We start from the raw sequence: 18193 nt of genomic DNA, 5'->3' as shown, positions 1-18193 counted from the left end.
CTCCGGAAGGCCATTCCATCTGCGCCGCCCCTTGACCGGCGGCGCTCGCGGCGCCACCCTGAGCCACTTTTCTTTCGAGCCATCGCGGCCAAGCGCCGCCAAGAGGAACCACCCCATGAGCGTTCGCCTCGGCATTGTCATGGACCCCATCGCGTCCATCTCCTACAAGAAGGACAGTTCGCTGGCCATGCTGCTGGCCGCCCAGGCACGCGGCTGGAGCCTGTTCTACATGGAACAGCAAGACCTGTACCAGGGCGAAAGCAAGGCCCGTGCACGCATGCGCCCGCTGAAGGTGTTCGCCGACCCGGCACGCTGGTTCGAGCTGGGCGAGGAGCAGGACAGCCCGCTGGCCGAGCTGGACGTGATCCTGATGCGCAAAGACCCGCCGTTCGACATGGAGTTCGTCTACAGCACCTACCTGCTGGAACAGGCCGAGAATGATGGCGTGCTGGTGGTCAACCGCCCGCAGAGCCTGCGCGACTGCAACGAGAAGATGTTCGCCACGCTGTTTCCGCAGTGCACCACGCCGACCCTGGTCAGCCGCCGCCCGGACATCATTCGCGAATTCGCCGCCAAGCATGCTGACGTGATCCTCAAACCACTGGATGGCATGGGCGGTACGTCGATCTTCCGACACCGCGCTGGCGACCCCAACCTGTCGGTGATCCTGGAAACCCTGACAGCGCTGGGTACCCAGCAGATCATGGCCCAGGCCTACCTGCCGGCGATCAAGGACGGCGACAAGCGCATCCTGATGATCGATGGCGAGCCGGTGGACTATTGCCTGGCGCGTATCCCTGCCAGTGGCGAGACCCGTGGCAACCTGGCCGCTGGCGGCCGGGGCGAGGCCCGCCCGCTGACCGAGCGCGACCGCTGGATCGCCGCCCAGGTCGGGCCGACCCTGCGCGAGAAGGGCCTGCTGTTCGTGGGCCTGGACGTGATCGGCGACTTCCTCACCGAAATCAACGTCACCAGCCCCACCTGCATTCGCGAGATCGATGCCGCCTACAACACCGATATCGGTGGCAAGTTGATGGATGCCATTGATCGCAAGCTCAAGGCGCGCTGACAGCCAACGCGAAGCTAGACCCTAGAGTGGGGTATGATGCCGGTCCTATTCGACTGAGCTACTGCCCCGCCCTGCGGTTGCTGGATACCTGATGACGCTGCCCGCTGACATCCCTGCCGACCTGCTGCCTCCCCGTGTTCGCCCGGTGGACCGGCTCGGCTTCACCCTGTTTCTGGCTGCCCTGGTGCACCTGGCGCTGATTCTTGGCGTCGGCTTCACCGTGGTCAAGCCTGCCGAAATTCGCCACACCATGGACATCACCCTGGCCACCTTCAAAAGCGAGAAAGCGCCCGAGAAGGCCGATTTCCAGGCCCAGGACAACCAGCAGGGCAGCGGCACCCTGGACAAGAAGGCGGTCCCCACGACCACCGAACTGGCCCCGTTCCAGGACAGCAAGATCAACAAGATCACCCCACCACCCGCCGCCAGGCCCGAAGTGGTACCCCCGCCTACCCCGCAGAAGTCGGCGGTAGTGACGACCGCGCCCAAGCCGCAAAAGGTCGAACCCAAGCCCAAGGAAAGCAAGGTGCAGCCCAAACCGGCCGCGCCTGCGCCAGACTTCGACAGCTCGCAGCTGTCCAGCCAGATCGCCAGCCTGGAGGCGGAGCTTTCCAACGAACAGCAGATGTACGCCAAACGCCCGCGCATTCACCGCCTGAACGCCGCCTCGACCATGCGCGACAAGGGCGCCTGGTACAAGGAAGAGTGGCGCAAGAAGGTCGAGCGGGTGGGCAACCTGAACTACCCCGACGAAGCGCGCCGGCAGCAGATTTACGGCAACTTGCGCATGATGGTGTCGATCAACCGTGATGGCTCGCTGTACGAGGTGCTGGTGCTGGAGTCGTCCGGGCAACCGGTGCTGGACCAGGCGGCACAGCGCATCGTAAGGCTGGCGGCGCCGTTTGCACCGTTTACTGGGGATTTGGCTGAGTTTGACCGGTTGGAGATTATTCGGACATGGCGGTTTGCCCGTGGGGACCGTTTGTCCAGTAATTGAGTATTGGCCTTGGGCGTAGGGCTTGCGAGATGCGGTGGCGCGGATATCGAGCGCCGCGCGGGCGGCGCTCGATCTCAAAGACACCAAAAACCTCAAGACAGACACCAACCAAACGACACAAATCCGCACCTTGTCAGCCTCGCCACCTGGCGCCACACTATCCCCCATGAAAACCCTAGCCCCCAGCTACCTCAAGCATCAGTTTCTGATCGCCATGCCGCACATGGCCGATCCGAACTTCGCCCAGACCCTCACCTACATCGTCGAGCACAATGAGCATGGCGCCATGGGCCTGGTGGTCAACCGGCCGCAGGAACTGAGCCTGGCCGACATCCTCGAGCAGCTGCGCCCGGACGAAATGCCGCCGGCCAGCACCTCGCAGGTGCCGATCTACCAGGGCGGCCCGGTGCAGACCGACCGCGGCTTCGTGCTGCACAGCAGCGAGTGCAGCTTCCAGGCCACAGTGGCCCTGGAAGGCCTATCGCTGACCACATCGCAGGATGTGTTGCTTGCGATTGCCGCAGGGGTAGGCCCGAAACAGAGCCTGATCACCCTGGGTTATGCCGGCTGGGAAGCGGGCCAACTGGAGGCCGAGCTGGCCGACAATGCCTGGCTGAACTGCCCGTTCGACCCGGAAATCATCTTCGGCATGGCCAACGACCTGCGCCTGGAAGCTGCAGCCGCCAGCCTGGGGATCAACCTGCACCTGCTGACCAGCCAGGCGGGCCACGCCTGATGGCCGAGCTACGCCTACTGCTGGGCTTCGACTACGGCAGCAAACAGATCGGTGTGGCCGTCGGCCAGGTGATAACCGGCCAGGCCCGCGAACTGTGCACCCTGAAGGCACAGAACGGCGTGCCGGACTGGGCCCAGGTGGAAAAGCTGATCGCCGAATGGAAGCCGGACGCCATTGTCGTCGGCCTGCCACTGAACATGGACGGTACGCCCAGCGAAATGAGCGCCCGCGCCGAAAAGTTCGCCCGCCGCCTGAACGGCCGCTTCAACCTGCCCGTGCACACCCACGACGAGCGCCTGACCACCTTCGAGGCCAAAGGCGAACGCATGGCCCGTGGCGGTCAGCGCGGCAGCTACCGCGACAACCCGGTCGATGCCATCGCCGCTGCCTTGTTGCTGCAAGGCTGGCTGGAGGCCAACACCTGATCATCTTTGCCGCCGGGCCCACCCGGCGCACCCTTCCGAGGAGCCCGCAATGAGCCTACCCAATCCCGCCGAGCTGATCCGGCAGATGGCTGTCGACCTTCGCGCCCACCTGGCCCGCCGTCACATCAGCGAGCCGCGCTATATCGGTATCCGCACCGGCGGTGTCTGGGTTGCCCAGGCCCTGCAGGAAGCCATGGGCGACACCAGCCCCATGGGCACCCTGGACGTTTCGTTCTACCGCGATGACTTCAGCCAGAACGGCCTGCACCCGCAAGTGCGTCCGTCCGAGCTGCCGTTCGAAGTCGAAGGCCAACACCTGGTGCTGGTGGATGACGTACTGATGAGCGGCCGCACCATTCGCGCTGCGCTCAACGAGCTGTTCGATTATGGCCGCCCGGCCAGCGTTACCCTGGTCTGCCTGCTGGACCTGGATGCCGGCGAACTGCCAATCCGTCCGAACGTGCTTGGCGCCACCCTGTCGCTGGCGGCCCATGAACGGGTAAAATTGACCGGACCCGCACCGCTCGCCCTCGAGCGCCAGGACCTCGCCTCCGCTTCCGCCCTTTAAGAGTCCCCCGCGATGACGCCAATCGACGCCAAGCGCCCGCTGCAGCTCAATGATCAGGGCCAGCTGCGCCACTTCCTCTCGCTCGACGGTTTGCCCCGCGAACTGCTCACCGAGATTCTCGACACCGCCGACTCCTTCCTGGAAGTCGGTGCCCGGGCCGTGAAAAAAGTCCCGCTGCTGCGCGGCAAGACCGTATGCAACGTGTTCTTCGAGAACTCGACCCGTACCCGTACCACCTTCGAATTGGCGGCCCAGCGCCTGTCGGCCGACGTGATCAGCCTGAACGTGTCGACCTCCTCGACCAGCAAGGGCGAAACGCTGTTCGACACCCTGCGCAACCTCGAGGCCATGGCGGCCGACATGTTCGTCGTGCGCCACTCCGACTCGGGCGCCGCGCACTTCATCGCCGAACATGTGTGCCCGGACGTTGCCGTGATCAACGGCGGTGACGGCCGCCACGCGCACCCGACCCAGGGCATGCTCGACATGCTCACCATCCGCCGCCACAAGGGCAGCTTCGAAAACCTGTCGGTGGCCATCGTCGGAGACATCCTGCATTCGCGCGTGGCCCGCTCCGACATGCTCGCGCTCAAAGCGCTGGGTTGCCCGGACATTCGCGTGATCGGCCCGAAAACCCTGATCCCGATCGGTATCGAGCAGTACGGCGTAAAGGTCTACACCGACCTCGCCGAAGGCCTGAAAGACGTCGACGTGGTGATCATGCTGCGTCTGCAGCGTGAGCGCATGGCCGGTGGCCTGCTACCCAGCGAAGGCGAGTTCTACCGCCTGTTCGGCCTGACCACCGCACGCCTGGCCGGGGCCAAGCCCGACGCCATCGTCATGCACCCAGGCCCGATCAACCGTGGTGTCGAAATCGAGTCTGCAGTGGCCGACGGCAAGCACTCGGTGATCCTCAACCAGGTCACCTACGGCATCGCCGTGCGCATGGCCGTGTTGTCCATGGCCATGAGCGGGCAGAACGCGCAACGTCAATTCGACCAGGAGAACGCCCAGTGACCATCAGTATTCTCGGCGCCCGGGTCATCGACCCCAACAGCGGCCTGGACCAAGTCACCGACCTGCACCTGGAGGGCGGCCGCATTGCCGCCATCGGCGCCGCCCCGGCCGGTTTCAGCGCCAGCCGCACGATCCAGGCCGATGGCCTGGTCGCCGCGCCCGGCCTGGTCGACCTTGGCGTTTCCCTGCGCGAGCCGGGTTACAGCCGCAAAGGCAACATCGCCAGTGAAACCCGCGCGGCCGTGGCCGGCGGCGTTACCAGCCTGTGCTGCCCGCCGCAGACCAAGCCGGTGCTGGACACCTCGGCGGTGGCCGAGCTGATCCTAGACCGTGCCCGCGAAGCGGCCAACAGCAAGGTCTACCCGATCGGCGCCCTAACCAAAGGCCTGGAGGGCGAGCAACTGGCCGAGCTGGTGGCCCTGCGTGACACCGGCTGCGTGGCATTCGGCAACGGCCTGAAGGAAATCCCCAACAACCGTACCCTGGCTCGTGCCCTGGAGTACGCGGCCACCTTCGATCTGACGGTGGTGTTCCACTCCCAGGACCGCGACCTGGCACAGGGCGGCCTGGCCCACGAAGGTGCCATGGCCAGCTTCCTTGGCCTGCCGGGCATCCCGGAAAGCGCCGAAACCGTGGCCCTGGCGCGCAACCTGTTGCTGGTGGAGCAGAGTGGTGTGCGTGCGCACTTCAGCCAGATCACCAGCGCCCGTGGCGCGCGGCTGATCGCCCAAGCCCAAGCCCTGGGCCTGCCGGTGACCGCCGATGTGGCGCTGTACCAGCTGATCCTCACCGACGAGTCGCTGCGCGAATTCTCCAGCCTGTACCACGTGCAGCCGCCGCTGCGCACCGCAGCCGACCGTGACGGCCTGCGCGAGGCAGTGAAGTCGGGGGTGATTCAGGCGATTTCCAGCCACCACCAGCCGCATGAGCGCGACGCCAAGCTGGCCCCGTTCGGCGCCACCGAGCCGGGTATCAGCAGCGTCGAGTTGCTGCTGCCGCTGGCCATGACCTTGGTGCAGGATGGCCTGCTCGACCTGCCAACCTTGCTCGCCCGCCTGAGCAGCGGCCCCGCTGCCGCCTTGCGCTTGCCAGCCGGCGAGCTGAAAGTGGGTGGGGCGGCCGACCTGGTGCTGTTCGACCCGCAAGCCTCCACCGTTGCCGGCGAGCAGTGGTTCTCGCGCGGCGAGAACTGCCCGTTCATCGGCCACTGCCTGCCGGGTGCGGTGCGCTATACCTTGGTCGATGGGCACGTCTGCCACGAGGCCTGACAAAGCGCGAACTTGCTTTGTGTAGGAGCGGCCTTGTGTCGCGAACGGGCCGCGCAGCGGCCCCAGGGTCTCTGCATCACGCATGAATCGCTGGGGCCGCTTTGCGGCCCTTTCGCGACACAAGGCCGCTCCTACATCGACCGTGCCCGGTTCGAAGACCGGACCAACCATTCATCCCCCACGGTTGAAATCCTTCCCCCCACCCCCATATGAGTCTGCATCAGGCACTTTCGCCCCGCTGCGTGGAGACTCTCCCCTTGACCACCATCGTTTCTGTCCGCCGTAACGGCAAAGTCGTCATGGGCGGCGACGGCCAGGTATCCCTCGGCAACACCGTGATGAAAGGCAACGCCAAAAAGGTGCGCCGCCTGTACCACGGCCAGGTCATTGCGGGCTTCGCCGGTGCTACCGCCGACGCCTTCACCCTGTTCGAACGCTTTGAAGGCCAGCTGGAAAAACACCAGGGCCACCTGGTCCGCGCCGCCGTCGAGCTGGCCAAGGAATGGCGTACAGACCGCTCCCTGAGCCGCCTGGAAGCCATGCTGGCCGTGGCTAACAAGGACGCCTCCCTGATCATCACCGGCAACGGTGACGTGGTCGAGCCCGAAGATGGCCTGATCGCCATGGGTTCCGGCGGCGCCTATGCCCAGGCCGCCGCCCGCGCCCTGCTGAACAAGACTGACCTCTCGGCACGCGAAATCGCCGAAACCGCCCTGAACATCGCCGGCGACATCTGCGTGTTCACCAACCATAACCTGACCATCGAGGAGCAGGACCTGGCCGACTGATTCAGCTGTTCTGGCGCCCCTTCCCGGTGAAGGGGTTTTTCCACGCTGACTCATCTGCCCAAGGACCCTATTGATCATGTCCATGACCCCCCGCGAGATCGTCCACGAACTCAACCGCCACATCATCGGCCAGGACGACGCCAAGCGCGCCGTGGCCATTGCCCTGCGCAACCGCTGGCGGCGCATGCAGCTCCCTGCCGAGCTGCGTGCCGAAGTCACTCCGAAGAACATCCTGATGATCGGCCCTACCGGCGTCGGCAAGACCGAAATCGCCCGCCGCCTGGCCAAGTTGGCCAACGCGCCGTTCCTCAAGGTCGAAGCCACCAAGTTCACCGAGGTGGGCTATGTGGGCCGCGACGTCGAGTCGATCATCCGTGACCTGGCCGATGCCGCGCTGAAAATGCTGCGCGAGCAAGAAATCATCCGCGTGCGCCACCGCGCCGAAGATGCCGCCGAAGACCGCATTCTCGATGCCCTGCTGCCACAAGCGCGCGTCACCAGCTTCAGCGAGGAAGCCGCACAGACCAGCAGCGACTCCAACACGCGCCAACTGTTCCGCAAGCGCCTGCGCGAAGGCCAGTTGGACGACAAGGAAATCGAGATCGAAGTGGCCGATGCCGTAGGCGTGGAAATTGCTGCACCGCCCGGCATGGAAGAAATGACCAACCAGTTGCAGAGCCTGTTCGCCAACATGGGCAAGGGCAAGCGCAAAGCGCGCAAGCTGAAGGTGAAAGAAGCGCTTAAGATGGTTCGCGATGAAGAAGCGAGCCGCCTGGTCAATGAGGAAGAACTCAAGGCCAAGGCCCTGGAAGCAGTCGAGCAGCACGGTATCGTGTTCATCGACGAAATCGACAAAGTGGCCAAGCGTGGCAACGTTGGCGGTGCCGACGTGTCCCGTGAAGGCGTACAGCGCGACCTGCTGCCGCTGATCGAAGGCTGCACCGTCAACACCAAGCTGGGCATGGTCAAGACCGACCACATCCTGTTCATTGCCTCGGGCGCGTTCCACCTGAGCAAACCGAGCGACCTGGTGCCTGAACTGCAAGGCCGCCTGCCAATTCGTGTGGAGCTGAAGGCGCTGACCCCAGAAGACTTCGAGCGCATCCTGCAAGAACCGCACGCGTCGCTGACCGAGCAGTACCAGGCATTGCTCAAGACCGAAGGCCTGAACATCGCGTTCCAGGCTGACGGCATCAAGCGCCTGGCCGAGATTGCCTACCAGGTCAACGAGAAGACCGAGAACATCGGTGCCCGTCGCCTGCACACCCTGCTCGAGCGTTTGCTCGAAGAGGTGTCGTTCAGCGCGGGCGACCTGGCCAGCACCCACGACGAAGCGCCGATCCAGATCGACGCGGCGTACGTGAACAGCCACCTGGGTGAGCTGGCGCAGAACGAAGACCTGTCGCGTTACATCCTGTAATACCGCAGGGGGCCGCTTTGCGGCCCCCTTGCACATTCCCCCAAATCTCCTGAAGCTGTGCTTCATCAGCTCCCGAGAGATTCTGCCCATGGCCCGCCTGCCCACTGCCATCAACCTGCACAAAGCCTCGAAAACCCTCAGCCTCACCTACGCCCCCGGCGAGGTCTACCAACTGCCCGCCGAATTCCTGCGCGTGCACTCCCCCTCCGCCGAAGTCCAGGGCCACGGCAACCCCATTCTGCAGTTCGGCAAGATCAACGTCGGCCTCGTCGGCCTCGAACCCGCCGGCCAATATGCACTGAAACTGACCTTCGACGACGGCCACGACAGCGGTCTGTTCACCTGGGAATACCTCGAGCAGCTGTGCCTGCGCCAGGAACAGCTGTGGGCGGAATACCTCGACGAGCTGCACAAGGCCGGCAAATCCCGCGACCCGGCCGAGTCGGTGGTCAAACTGATGCTCTAGCGCAAGGCCTGCGGGGTTTAGAGCGCATTTTCTAAATTCATCTGTTTGAATGGCTTGCAGACAGCCCAGTGAGGGGCTGTCTTGCGCATTACATGAAAGTCGGGTAACCAATGGGTGTGGCAAGTTCCCTGCATCACTTTGCAGGTCGTCAGAACCCCCGCAGCACCGCTGTTCCTTATCACTGGTCACCCGAGTAGCAGTACCGGGCTCAGCGCTGTGCACCCGCCACGGCAACCGGTACTCGTCTCAGGACAACGGAGCGTCGTAGATGAGTAACAAGAACAACGATGAGCTGCAGCGGCAGGCCTCGGAAAACACCCTGGGGCTGAACCCGGTCATCGGCATTCGCCGCAAGGACCTGTTGAGCTCGGCACGCACTGTGCTGCGCCAGGCCGTGCGCCAACCGCTGCACAGCGCCAAGCATGTGGCCCACTTTGGCCTGGAGCTGAAGAACGTGTTGCTGGGCAAGTCCAACCTGGCCCCGGAAGGCGACGACCGTCGCTTCAACGACCCGGCCTGGAGCAACAACCCACTGTACCGCCGCTACCTGCAAACCTACCTGGCCTGGCGCAATGAACTACAGGACTGGATCGGCAGCAGCGACCTGTCACCCCAGGACATCAGCCGCGGCCAGTTCGTCATCAACCTGATGACCGAGGCCATGGCGCCGACCAATACCCTGTCCAACCCGGCCGCGGTCAAACGTTTCTTCGAAACAGGCGGCAAGAGCCTGCTCGATGGCCTGTCAAACCTGGCCAAGGACATGGTCAACAATGGCGGTATGCCCAGCCAGGTGAACATGGATGCCTTCGAAGTGGGCAAGAACCTGGGTACCAGCGAAGGCGCGGTGGTGTACCGCAACGATGTGCTGGAACTGATCCAGTACAGCCCCATCACCGAGCAGGTACACGCTCGCCCGCTGCTGGTGGTACCGCCGCAGATCAACAAGTTCTACGTGTTCGACCTGAGCCCGGAAAAGAGCCTGGCACGCTTCTGCCTGCGCTCGCAGCAGCAGACCTTCATCATCAGCTGGCGCAACCCGACCAAGGCCCAGCGCGAGTGGGGCCTGTCCACCTACATCGATGCGCTCAAAGAAGCAGTCGACGCGGTGCTGGCGATTACCGGCAGCAAGGACCTGAACATGCTCGGTGCCTGCTCTGGCGGCATCACCTGCACCGCACTGGTGGGCCACTATGCCGCCATTGGCGAAAACAAGGTCAACGCCCTGACCCTGCTGGTCAGCGTGCTCGACACCACCATGGACAACCAGGTTGCATTGTTCGTCGACGAGCAGACCCTGGAGGCCGCCAAGCGCCACTCCTACCAGGCAGGCGTGCTGGAAGGCAGCGAAATGGCCAAGGTGTTCGCCTGGATGCGCCCCAATGACTTGATCTGGAACTACTGGGTCAACAACTACCTGCTCGGCAATGAACCGCCGGTGTTCGACATCCTGTTCTGGAACAACGACACCACGCGCCTGCCGGCCGCCTTCCACGGCGACCTGATCGAAATGTTCAAGAGCAACCCGCTGACGCGCCCCGAAGCCCTGGAAGTGTGCGGCACCGCAATCGACCTGAAGCAGGTCAAATGCGACATCTACAGCCTTGCCGGCACCAACGACCACATCACCCCCTGGCAGTCGTGCTACCGCTCGGCACACCTGTTTGGCGGCAAGATCGAGTTCGTGCTGTCCAACAGCGGGCATATCCAGAGCATCCTCAACCCGCCGGGCAACCCCAAGGCACGCTTCATGACCGGTGCCGACCGCCCAGGCGACCCAGTGGCCTGGCAGGAAAACGCCACCAAGCATGCCGACTCCTGGTGGTTGCACTGGCAAAGTTGGCTGGGCGAGCGTGCCGGCGCGCTGAAAAAGGCGCCCACCCGCCTGGGCAACCGTGCCTACGCTGCCGGCGAGGCCTCCCCAGGCACGTACGTTCACGAACGTTGAGTAGCAGCGCCGTGGCCACCTGCGGGGCGCCACGGTGTTTACTTCACCCAAGAGTCACGCGCATGCCGCAACCCTACATTTTCAGGACCGTCGAGCTGGACGACCAGTCCATCCGCACCGCCGTCCGCCCGGGCAAGCCGCACCTGACGCCGTTGCTGATCTTCAACGGCATCGGCGCCAACCTGGAGCTGGTGTTTCCGTTCATCGAAGCATTGGACCCGGACCTGGAAGTCATCGCTTTCGACGTGCCCGGTGTCGGTGGCTCGTCCACCCCACGCCACCCGTATCGCTTCCCTGGGCTGGCCAAGCTGACGGCACGGATGCTCGACTACCTCGACTACGGCCAGGTCAACGTCATCGGCGTGTCCTGGGGCGGCGCCCTGGCCCAGCAGTTCGCGCACGACTACCCCGAGCGCTGCAAGAAGCTGGTGCTGGCCGCCACCGCTGCTGGCGCGGTCATGGTGCCAGGCAAGCCCAAGGTGCTGTGGATGATGGCCAGCCCCCGCCGCTACGTGCAGCCGTCGCATGTCATACGCATTGCGCCGATGATCTATGGCGGCGGCTTCCGGCGCGACCCGGACCTGGCCATGCACCATGCCGCCAAGGTGCGCTCTGGCGGCAAGCTGGGTTACTACTGGCAGCTGTTCGCCGGGCTTGGCTGGACCAGCATCCACTGGCTGCACAAGATCCAGCAGCCCACCCTGGTATTGGCCGGCGACGACGACCCGCTGATCCCGCTGATCAACATGCGCCTGCTGGCCTGGCGGATTCCCAATGCCCAGCTACACATTATCGACGACGGCCATTTGTTCCTGATCACCCGGGCCGAGGCCGTCGCCCCCATCATCATGAAGTTTCTGCAGCAAGAACGTCAGCGCGCAGTCATGCACCCTCGCCCGGCTTCGGGCGTGTAGGCGCGGGCTTGCCCGCGAGGCGGCGCCATGGCCAGAACGAGGGAGTGTTGCCATGAAAGACAAACCGGGCAAAGGATCGACAACGCTCCCCGCCACCCGCATGAACGTGCAGAACGCCATCCTCGGCCTGCGCGGCCGCGACCTGCTGTCCACGTTGCGCAACGTCGGCCGCCACGGCCTGCGCCACCCGCTGCATACCGCGCACCATCTACTGGCGCTTGGCGGGCAACTGGGGCGGGTGATGCTGGGGGACACGCCCTACCAGCCAAACCCACGTGACGCGCGCTTCAGTGACCCGACCTGGAGCCAGAACCCGTTCTACCGCCGTGGCCTGCAGGCCTATCTGGCCTGGCAGAAACAGACGCGCCAGTGGATCGATGAAAGCCACTTGAACGACGATGATCGAGCACGCGCCCATTTCCTGTTCAACCTGATCAACGATGCGCTGGCCCCCAGCAACTCACTGCTCAACCCGCTGGCAATCAAGGAGCTGCTCAACACCGGCGGTCAGAGCCTGGTGCGTGGCGTAGCCCACCTGCTCGAAGACTTGCGCCACAACGATGGCCTGCCGCGCCAGGTGGACGAGCGTGCGTTCGAGGTGGGCGGCAATCTCGCCGCGACGCCTGGCGCCGTGGTTTTTCGCAATGAGCTTTTGGAGCTGATCCAGTACAAGCCGCTGAGCGAGACGCAGCACGCCCGCCCTCTGTTGGTGGTGCCGCCACAGATCAACAAGTTCTACATCTTCGACCTCAGCTCGACCAACAGCTTCGTCCAGTACATGCTCAAGAACGGCTTGCAGGTGTTCATGGTCAGCTGGCGCAACCCCGACCCACGCCACCGCGAATGGGGCCTTTCCAGTTACGTGCAGGCCCTGGAAGAAGCACTGAATGCCTGCCGCAGCATCAGCGGCAACCGTGACCCCAACCTGATGGGCGCCTGTGCCGGTGGCCTGACCATGGCTGCGCTGCAGGGCCACCTGCAAGCCAAGAATCAGTTGCGTCGCGTGCGCAGCGCCACCTACCTGGTCAGCTTGCTGGACAGCAAGTTCGAAAGCCCAGCCAGCCTGTTCGCCGATGAGCAGACCATCGAAGCCGCCAAACGCCGCTCCTATCAGCGCGGCGTGCTGGACGGTGGCGAGGTGGCACGGATCTTTGCCTGGATGCGGCCCAACGACTTGATCTGGAACTACTGGGTCAACAACTACCTGCTCGGCAAGACACCGCCGGCTTTCGATATCCTGTACTGGAACGCCGACAGCACGCGCCTGCCCGCCGCGCTGCATGGCGACCTGCTGGAGTTCTTCAAGCTCAACCCCTTGACCTACCCGGCCGGGCTGGAAGTGTGCGGCACGCCCATCGACCTGCAGCAGGTCAACCTGGACAGCTTTACCGTGGCCGGCAGCAACGACCACATCACCCCATGGGACGCGGTGTACCGCTCGGCCTTGCTGCTGGGTGGCGAGCGGCGCTTCGTGCTGGCCAACAGCGGGCATATCCAGAGCATCATCAACCCGCCCGGCAACCCCAAGGCTTACTACCTGGCCAACCCCAGGCTGAGCAGCGACCCCCGCGCCTGGTTCCACGACGCCAAACGCAGCGAAGGCAGCTGGTGGCCGTTGTGGCTGGAATGGATCACTGCACGCTCCGGCCCGCTCAAGGCGCCGCGCAGCGAGCTGGGCAATACCACTTACCCACCGCTAGGCCCCGCGCCAGGCACCTATGTGCTGACCCGATGAGCATGCTGACTGGATGAAAACCCGCGACCGTATCCTGGAATGCGCCCTGCAGCTGTTCAACCAGCAGGGCGAACCCAACGTCTCCACCCTGGAAATTGCCAACGAAATGGGCATCAGCCCAGGCAACCTGTATTACCACTTCCATGGCAAGGAACCCTTGGTATTGGGCCTTTTCGAGCGTTTCGAGGAAGCGCTGATGCCCTTGCTCGACCCTCCCCTGGATGTGCGCCTGGATGCCGAGGACTATTGGCTGTTCCTGCACTTGATCGTCGAGCGCATGTCACAGTACCGCTTCCTGTTCCAGGACCTGTCCAACCTGACCGGGCGCCTGCCCAAGCTGGCCCGTGGCATGCGCGGCCTGATCAATGCGCTCAAACGCACACTCGCGGCGCTGTTGGCCAGCCTCAAGGGCCAGGGGCTGGTAGAGAGTGAGACCCAGGCGCTGGGGCAACTGGTGGAGCAGATCACATTGACGCTGATGTTTTCGCTGGATTACCAGCGGGTGCTGGGGCGCGAGGGGGATGTGGGGATCGTGGTGTACCAGGTGATGATGCTGGTGGCGCCGCATCTGCAGGCGCAGGCACGGGCGGCGGCAGAGCAATTGGCGGTGCGCTATCTGGAAGGATAAACCTGCTGTTTCGGCGCAGAGGCCTTCGCGGGCATGCCCGCCCCCACAGGGCCTGCGCTGACCTGCTGATCGGCACTGTACCTGTGGGAGCGGGCAAGCCCGCGAAGAAGGCGACGCAGTATCAGATCAGGGTACCGGTGCCAGTCGGAGCCGACGGCGTGCTGCTTGCCGGGGCGGCGGCAGGTGCCGGTGCTGCGGTCGCGGCCGGTGCGGCGCTGGCCGCTGGAGCTGCAGGCTTCGCGGCTGCCGGTTTGGCCGGTGCCTTCTTCACTGCGGGTTTCTTCGCTGCCGCTGGTTTGGCTGCTGCCGGTTTCGCCGCAGGCTTGGCTGCCACGGGTTTGGCTGCTGGCTTGGCCGCAGGTTTGGCCGCCGCAGTTTTAGCTGCAGGTTTTGCCGCCGCAGGCTTGGCCGCTGCGGCCTTGGCCAATGGCTTGGTTGCTGCCTTGCTCGCAGCCGGTTTGGCCGCGGCAGTGCGCGACGATATCGGCGTAACCGAAGCACCGGTCAGTTTCTCGATCTGCTTGGTCAGGCTATCCACCTGCTGATGCAGTGCCTTGATCTCGTTGCGGCTCGGCACGCCCAGGCGTGAGATGGCGCTGTTCAGACGCTTGTCGAAAGCCTCTTCGAGCTCGCTCCACTTGCCCAGCGCACGGTCCTTCACACCAGACACGCGCGAAGTGGTCGATGATTTGGCGGATTCGGCTACTTCTTCAGCCGTCTTCTTCGCCTGCTTCTCGGCCTTCTCGCCATCTTTCACCAGCGTGTCGAACAGCTTCGGGCCGTCCTGGTCGATCTTCGAATAGATACCCAGCCCCGCCAGCCAGATCTTGCGGGAGTATTTCTCGATCCCGCCGACCCAGGAGCTGCCTTCTTTTTCGGTGTTCTTCTTGCCAGCCATCCTGCTCTCCTTATGGTTTGTGCGCGACGCGTTCAAGCAGTTCGTGCAGCTGTTCAAGCTTGATCGACAACGCCTCAACGTCATGTTTAGACGGAATGCCGAGGCGATTCAAGGCGCGCCCTACCCGTGCGTCGAAAGCTTTTTCGATCTTGTCGAGTTGAATCTCTACCTTGCCGCGTACGCGGCTGACTTCTTCAGCGGCTTCATCGATCTGGTTGTTGGCAGCATCGAGCTCTTTGTCGATACGTTTCTTGCCACGCTTCTCGACGCCTTCGCCGGCCTTGACCAGCTCCTGGAAATAATCGGAGCCTTCCTGGCCCACGCGCGCATAAGCGCCGATGCCAGCCAGCCAGATCTTGCGCGCGTAGCCGCGCACTTCGCCCAGCGTACCCAGGGCGTCGTCCTTTTTCTTCACAGTCACTTTGGCCATGCTCTGTACCTCATGCTCATGAGTGGAGGAGGAACCGCCCATGGAGGCTGGGCTTGAGCATAAGGTAGAGGCTGTAATTAGAATCTTCACCCTAAGATCGCCACGCTGACTTATCTACCGCCACTGCTTCAGGTTGGCGTTTCAGCATTCGGCTCCCTTTGACCGGAGCCACAAACCATGCCCCAATCACTGCCCCTGGCATACCTATCATTCAAGCAACAGGTAGCGCAGCAGTTCGCCAACCGCCCCAGCCTGCGCGAAGTCGTAGCCAGCGCGGGTTACGACGCACTCGTGGCACGCTACCCATGGACCCGCGAAAACCACCCAGAGCTGCGCTCCATAGCGGGCTTCAGCATCCTGCATAGCCTGGATGAAGAGCTACCTGCACAGCCAAGCAACTTGGTGGACACACTGCTCGAACATTTTCTCAGCGGCCAGCCCATGGCGCTCGAACCCACGGATCAGCTCAGCCTGAGCCCACCAACCGTCTTTCGCCCCCAGCATGTCGCGCCGGCCATCGATATTCGCATGGCCGACCTGAACACTGACTACGACGATGTGCTGGCAACCCTTTGCGAGACATTTCAGCAGGCACAGATCAGTTACTGGAACGGCCGCGACGGTGACTCGGACGTAACCCGCCTTCAGTGGATGCAACAGGTACTCAAGGCCGCACTGCTCGCCACGCTTGAGCACCAAGGCCTGGACAGTGATCAGAAGGCCTTGCTGTACACCCTGCTCGCTCGATCCCATACAACGGTAGACGTACAGGCTTTGCAGGTTTCGCTCGGCAACCCAGGCAACGTGGCCCATGAGGTGTTGCCGGACCTGCTCATCACGGGCAAAAAAGATGCACGCGATCTGGTTCTGTGGTGCAGCCCCTCCGGTACCGTGCGCGGTTTCAACGGGCTCAGCGCGTTCGCCGCCGCCCTGCGCGACGAGCTTTCCGAGCACCATGCGTTCGATACGATGACCTGGGCCTGCGTGGCATTGACCGAAGACCCGTTCGCCTATCAGGCCCGGCAATTGCTCAACGGCCTGCTGCAAAAGATTGACCGGGTGCAGCTTGGCACTATCGAGCAGGTTGTTGATCTGGAGCGCGTATTCAGCAAGCTGAGCGACCCCTCATCGATATTCCCGGCGAGCTTTCGTATCGAACGGTCGGCACCCTCGATCACGCTGCCTGACTGGCTTGAAAAGGCCACGGCAACTGACCGCTTCCAATACCACATGGCACTGCTGGAGCTAACGGCAGGGCACATGCTGGCACGCGGTGAAACCTCCCTGGACGGGATCGAAGACTTGCAGCACTACACGGCTCGCCGCCTGCGCGAGCAAATGCGTCATGACTACCCGAACCAGCCGCTTTGCGACCCTGACCAGGTGCAGATCACGATTTCACAAGTCGTGCAGGTGTCCTCCGTGGGGCCCGCGAAGCTTGAGTACCTGAAAACCATCAGCCTGACCGAGCTGGCCATCTCACGTTTGCCATTGGGTAGCGACCAGGTGGCTTCGGCGGTTCAACTGGCCGGGCAACAGCCGCCCGGCAGTTGGATGGACCTTGATTATGTCGATGCACTGATCACTGCCGTGGATGTCGGAGGCCAGTACCCGAAGTATGTCCACGACCAGTTGCAGACGGGTTCTGAGAACGACGAACGTCGCCAGCGCTTTGCTGAAGAATGGCGTGTTGCGCTACTGCTTAGCGCGCTACAGGCCAAGATCACGGGGCAGTTGAACGAGCGCACTTGGCAGGCCGTTGCGGATTTTTGCCGCCGTGAAGCCCATGCCAGTACATCGCTGAAGATGGGGCCACTGTCATTGTGCAGCGTGCCGGGTGGCCCAAAGACCAACCTGGTGCATGGCATGTTCGTCATCGAAGTACCCGCAACTGGGGCCTGGATACTCTACCGGCCCTTGTTTGCCAGGCAGGCCATCAGGCAGTTCGACAGCCGCAGCCAATTGATGACGAGCATTCGGACCGAACACACCCTGCAGCAAGAAGTCCTTGACTGGCTGGATGACGATGCCCGCCCCATTTATGCCAATGATGGTTTCACCCACCCACACTTGCATGCTGGTCTCGCTGAACTGGCCCACCTGTTGGGACCTGGCCCTGGGCTGGCCGCTGATGCCCTCGAGCGCTTGCGAGCACCTGCCACATTGGCTTTCACGCCATGGTCAGGCGATGTGGACAGTTCGATGTACCAGGCCAGGGCGAGCGTTCTCCTGCTACTGGCCTCACGGCAGAGCCTCTCCAATGCCCAGCAACGCTGGGCTTTGGTCGTGCGGCTCGCATGGCTGGCGTTCAACACGGTCACGCCACTGCTGCGTGGGCCGGCAGGTCTGCTGGCTTGGCTGGTGGAAGCCCTGCTCGCCATCAAGGATGACCTGACAGCCTTGACCCAGGGTAGCGACGAAGAAAAGTTGCTCGCCGGTGCCGACATCCTGCTGAACCTGGCCATGCTGCTGGCCCACGGGCCCGGTACTGCCGAGCACGAAGCTGAACTGCCGCTTCAGCCCGAACCGCGCCGTGCTCGCAGCGCAATTGCACAGCAGCCGTCCGAACAGGAAACCTGGCAGGCTCCTGCCGAGCAGTCCCGGCCCGCACCAATCCACATCAGCCAATGGGGCCACGACCAACGGCTCGGCAACCTGCCCCGCGAAGCCCGTGCGGCGCTCGCCACCTTACGCGCCAAGATCAGCCTTAACGAGCAGACTGCGCTGGCCAGCGGCCGTCTGCGGGGCCTGTACAAGGTTGACGACCGCTACTACGTGAAATTGCAGGATGTCGCCTACGAGGTCGAAGAAAGTTGGAGCGGCGTACGCATCATCGGACCGCAGGTCAGTCACAGCGAATGGTCGCAGTCATGGGGTGCAACCCCT

Annotated in this window: 16 protein-coding genes and 1 pseudogene; 15 read left to right on the top strand and 2 right to left on the bottom strand. The window is 63.5% G+C overall.

Features of this window, described 5'->3' with window-relative positions; all coding sequences use genetic code 11:
• The first annotated feature begins 115 nt into the window (after positions 1-115).
• From gshB to APH42_RS25025, 14 genes are all read left to right on the top strand, one after another.
• Positions 116-1069 carry a glutathione synthase gene (gene gshB / locus APH42_RS25090; RefSeq protein WP_060494475.1) on the top strand — a complete coding sequence of 318 codons (954 nt, stop codon included), beginning with the start codon at positions 116-118 and terminating at the stop codon, positions 1067-1069.
• A 91-nt stretch (positions 1070-1160) separates the two neighbouring features.
• Entirely contained in the window at positions 1161-2066 is a 906-nt protein-coding gene (locus APH42_RS25085; RefSeq protein ID WP_060494474.1) for an energy transducer TonB, read from the top strand.
• A gap of 166 nt (positions 2067-2232) precedes the next feature.
• Positions 2233-2802: a YqgE/AlgH family protein gene (locus tag APH42_RS25080; RefSeq protein ID WP_012274555.1), complete on the top strand. Its 570-nt coding sequence runs from the start codon at positions 2233-2235 to the stop codon at positions 2800-2802.
• Complete coding sequence (gene ruvX / locus APH42_RS25075) at positions 2802-3227, top strand: Holliday junction resolvase RuvX (protein ID WP_003249316.1); 426 nt, start codon at positions 2802-2804, stop codon at positions 3225-3227. The genes APH42_RS25080 and ruvX overlap by 1 nt, the downstream gene beginning before the upstream one ends.
• A 49-nt stretch (positions 3228-3276) precedes the next feature.
• Positions 3277-3795, top strand: coding sequence for a bifunctional pyr operon transcriptional regulator/uracil phosphoribosyltransferase PyrR (pyrR, locus tag APH42_RS25070; protein ID WP_012274556.1), 519 nt, complete (start codon positions 3277-3279; stop codon positions 3793-3795).
• A gap of 12 nt (positions 3796-3807) precedes the next feature.
• Positions 3808-4812: an aspartate carbamoyltransferase catalytic subunit gene (locus tag APH42_RS25065; protein ID WP_008099987.1), complete on the top strand. Its 1005-nt coding sequence runs from the start codon at positions 3808-3810 to the stop codon at positions 4810-4812.
• Positions 4809-6080 carry a dihydroorotase gene (locus APH42_RS25060; protein WP_012274557.1) on the top strand — a complete coding sequence of 424 codons (1272 nt, stop codon included), beginning with the start codon at positions 4809-4811 and terminating at the stop codon, positions 6078-6080. Before APH42_RS25065 ends, APH42_RS25060 begins: the two co-directional genes overlap by 4 nt.
• Before the next feature lie 257 nt (positions 6081-6337).
• On the top strand, positions 6338-6868 hold the full coding sequence (gene hslV, locus APH42_RS25055) for an ATP-dependent protease subunit HslV (RefSeq protein WP_003249309.1): 531 nt from the start codon (positions 6338-6340) through the stop codon (positions 6866-6868).
• Positions 6869-6944: 76 nt separating this feature from the next.
• Complete coding sequence (gene hslU, locus APH42_RS25050) at positions 6945-8288, top strand: ATP-dependent protease ATPase subunit HslU (RefSeq protein ID WP_012274558.1); 1344 nt, start codon at positions 6945-6947, stop codon at positions 8286-8288.
• 88 nt (positions 8289-8376) lie between these two features.
• Positions 8377-8754: a gamma-butyrobetaine hydroxylase-like domain-containing protein gene (locus tag APH42_RS25045; protein WP_012274559.1), complete on the top strand. Its 378-nt coding sequence runs from the start codon at positions 8377-8379 to the stop codon at positions 8752-8754.
• Between the two features lie 268 nt (positions 8755-9022).
• Positions 9023-10702: a class II poly(R)-hydroxyalkanoic acid synthase gene (gene phaC / locus APH42_RS25040; RefSeq protein ID WP_060494473.1), complete on the top strand. Its 1680-nt coding sequence runs from the start codon at positions 9023-9025 to the stop codon at positions 10700-10702.
• Between the two features lie 62 nt (positions 10703-10764).
• Positions 10765-11616 carry a poly(3-hydroxyalkanoate) depolymerase gene (gene phaZ, locus APH42_RS25035; protein WP_012274561.1) on the top strand — a complete coding sequence of 284 codons (852 nt, stop codon included), beginning with the start codon at positions 10765-10767 and terminating at the stop codon, positions 11614-11616.
• A gap of 52 nt (positions 11617-11668) precedes the next feature.
• Complete coding sequence (gene phaC / locus APH42_RS25030; RefSeq protein ID WP_060494472.1) at positions 11669-13351, top strand: class II poly(R)-hydroxyalkanoic acid synthase; 1683 nt, start codon at positions 11669-11671, stop codon at positions 13349-13351.
• Between the two features lie 13 nt (positions 13352-13364).
• Positions 13365-13979, top strand: a complete 615-nt coding sequence (locus APH42_RS25025) for a TetR/AcrR family transcriptional regulator (RefSeq protein ID WP_012274563.1) — start codon at positions 13365-13367, stop codon at positions 13977-13979.
• A gap of 121 nt (positions 13980-14100) precedes the next feature.
• On the opposite strand, the gene APH42_RS25020 is transcribed toward APH42_RS25025, so the two are convergent.
• Together APH42_RS25020 and APH42_RS25015 are read right to left on the bottom strand one after the other, a co-directional pair.
• The gene (locus APH42_RS25020) at positions 14101-14877 is read right to left on the bottom strand and encodes a phasin family protein (RefSeq protein WP_060494471.1); all 777 of its coding nucleotides are present in this window, start codon (positions 14875-14877) and stop codon (positions 14101-14103) included.
• Positions 14878-14887: 10 nt separating this feature from the next.
• The gene (locus APH42_RS25015; RefSeq protein WP_012274565.1) at positions 14888-15307 is read right to left on the bottom strand and encodes a phasin family protein; all 420 of its coding nucleotides are present in this window, start codon (positions 15305-15307) and stop codon (positions 14888-14890) included.
• A 177-nt stretch (positions 15308-15484) separates the two neighbouring features.
• On the opposite strand from APH42_RS25015, the pseudogene APH42_RS25010 reads away from it, so the two are divergent.
• Positions 15485-18193: pseudogene (locus APH42_RS25010) on the top strand (hypothetical protein); the annotation flags it as partial.

It is taken from the genome of Pseudomonas sp. NBRC 111140 (genome assembly GCF_001320885.1).
Taxonomy (GTDB): domain Bacteria; phylum Pseudomonadota; class Gammaproteobacteria; order Pseudomonadales; family Pseudomonadaceae; genus Aquipseudomonas; species Aquipseudomonas putida_P.
This window is presented reverse-complemented; position numbering and strand designations above follow the sequence as displayed.

Coding starts and splice junctions, on each gene's coding strand:
- gshB (WP_060494475.1), top strand. CDS start 116: ATGAGCGTTCGCCTCGGCATTGTCATGGACCCCATCGCGTCCATCTCC.
- APH42_RS25085 (WP_060494474.1), top strand. CDS start 1,161: ATGACGCTGCCCGCTGACATCCCTGCCGACCTGCTGCCTCCCCGTGTT.
- APH42_RS25080 (WP_012274555.1), top strand. CDS start 2,233: ATGAAAACCCTAGCCCCCAGCTACCTCAAGCATCAGTTTCTGATCGCC.
- ruvX (WP_003249316.1), top strand. CDS start 2,802: ATGGCCGAGCTACGCCTACTGCTGGGCTTCGACTACGGCAGCAAACAG.
- pyrR (WP_012274556.1), top strand. CDS start 3,277: ATGAGCCTACCCAATCCCGCCGAGCTGATCCGGCAGATGGCTGTCGAC.
- APH42_RS25065 (WP_008099987.1), top strand. CDS start 3,808: ATGACGCCAATCGACGCCAAGCGCCCGCTGCAGCTCAATGATCAGGGC.
- hslU (WP_012274558.1), top strand. CDS start 6,945: ATGTCCATGACCCCCCGCGAGATCGTCCACGAACTCAACCGCCACATC.
- APH42_RS25045 (WP_012274559.1), top strand. CDS start 8,377: ATGGCCCGCCTGCCCACTGCCATCAACCTGCACAAAGCCTCGAAAACC.
- phaC (WP_060494473.1), top strand. CDS start 9,023: ATGAGTAACAAGAACAACGATGAGCTGCAGCGGCAGGCCTCGGAAAAC.
- phaZ (WP_012274561.1), top strand. CDS start 10,765: ATGCCGCAACCCTACATTTTCAGGACCGTCGAGCTGGACGACCAGTCC.
- phaC (WP_060494472.1), top strand. CDS start 11,669: ATGAAAGACAAACCGGGCAAAGGATCGACAACGCTCCCCGCCACCCGC.
- APH42_RS25025 (WP_012274563.1), top strand. CDS start 13,365: ATGAAAACCCGCGACCGTATCCTGGAATGCGCCCTGCAGCTGTTCAAC.
- APH42_RS25020 (WP_060494471.1), bottom strand. CDS start 14,877: ATGGCTGGCAAGAAGAACACCGAAAAAGAAGGCAGCTCCTGGGTCGGC.
- APH42_RS25015 (WP_012274565.1), bottom strand. CDS start 15,307: ATGGCCAAAGTGACTGTGAAGAAAAAGGACGACGCCCTGGGTACGCTG.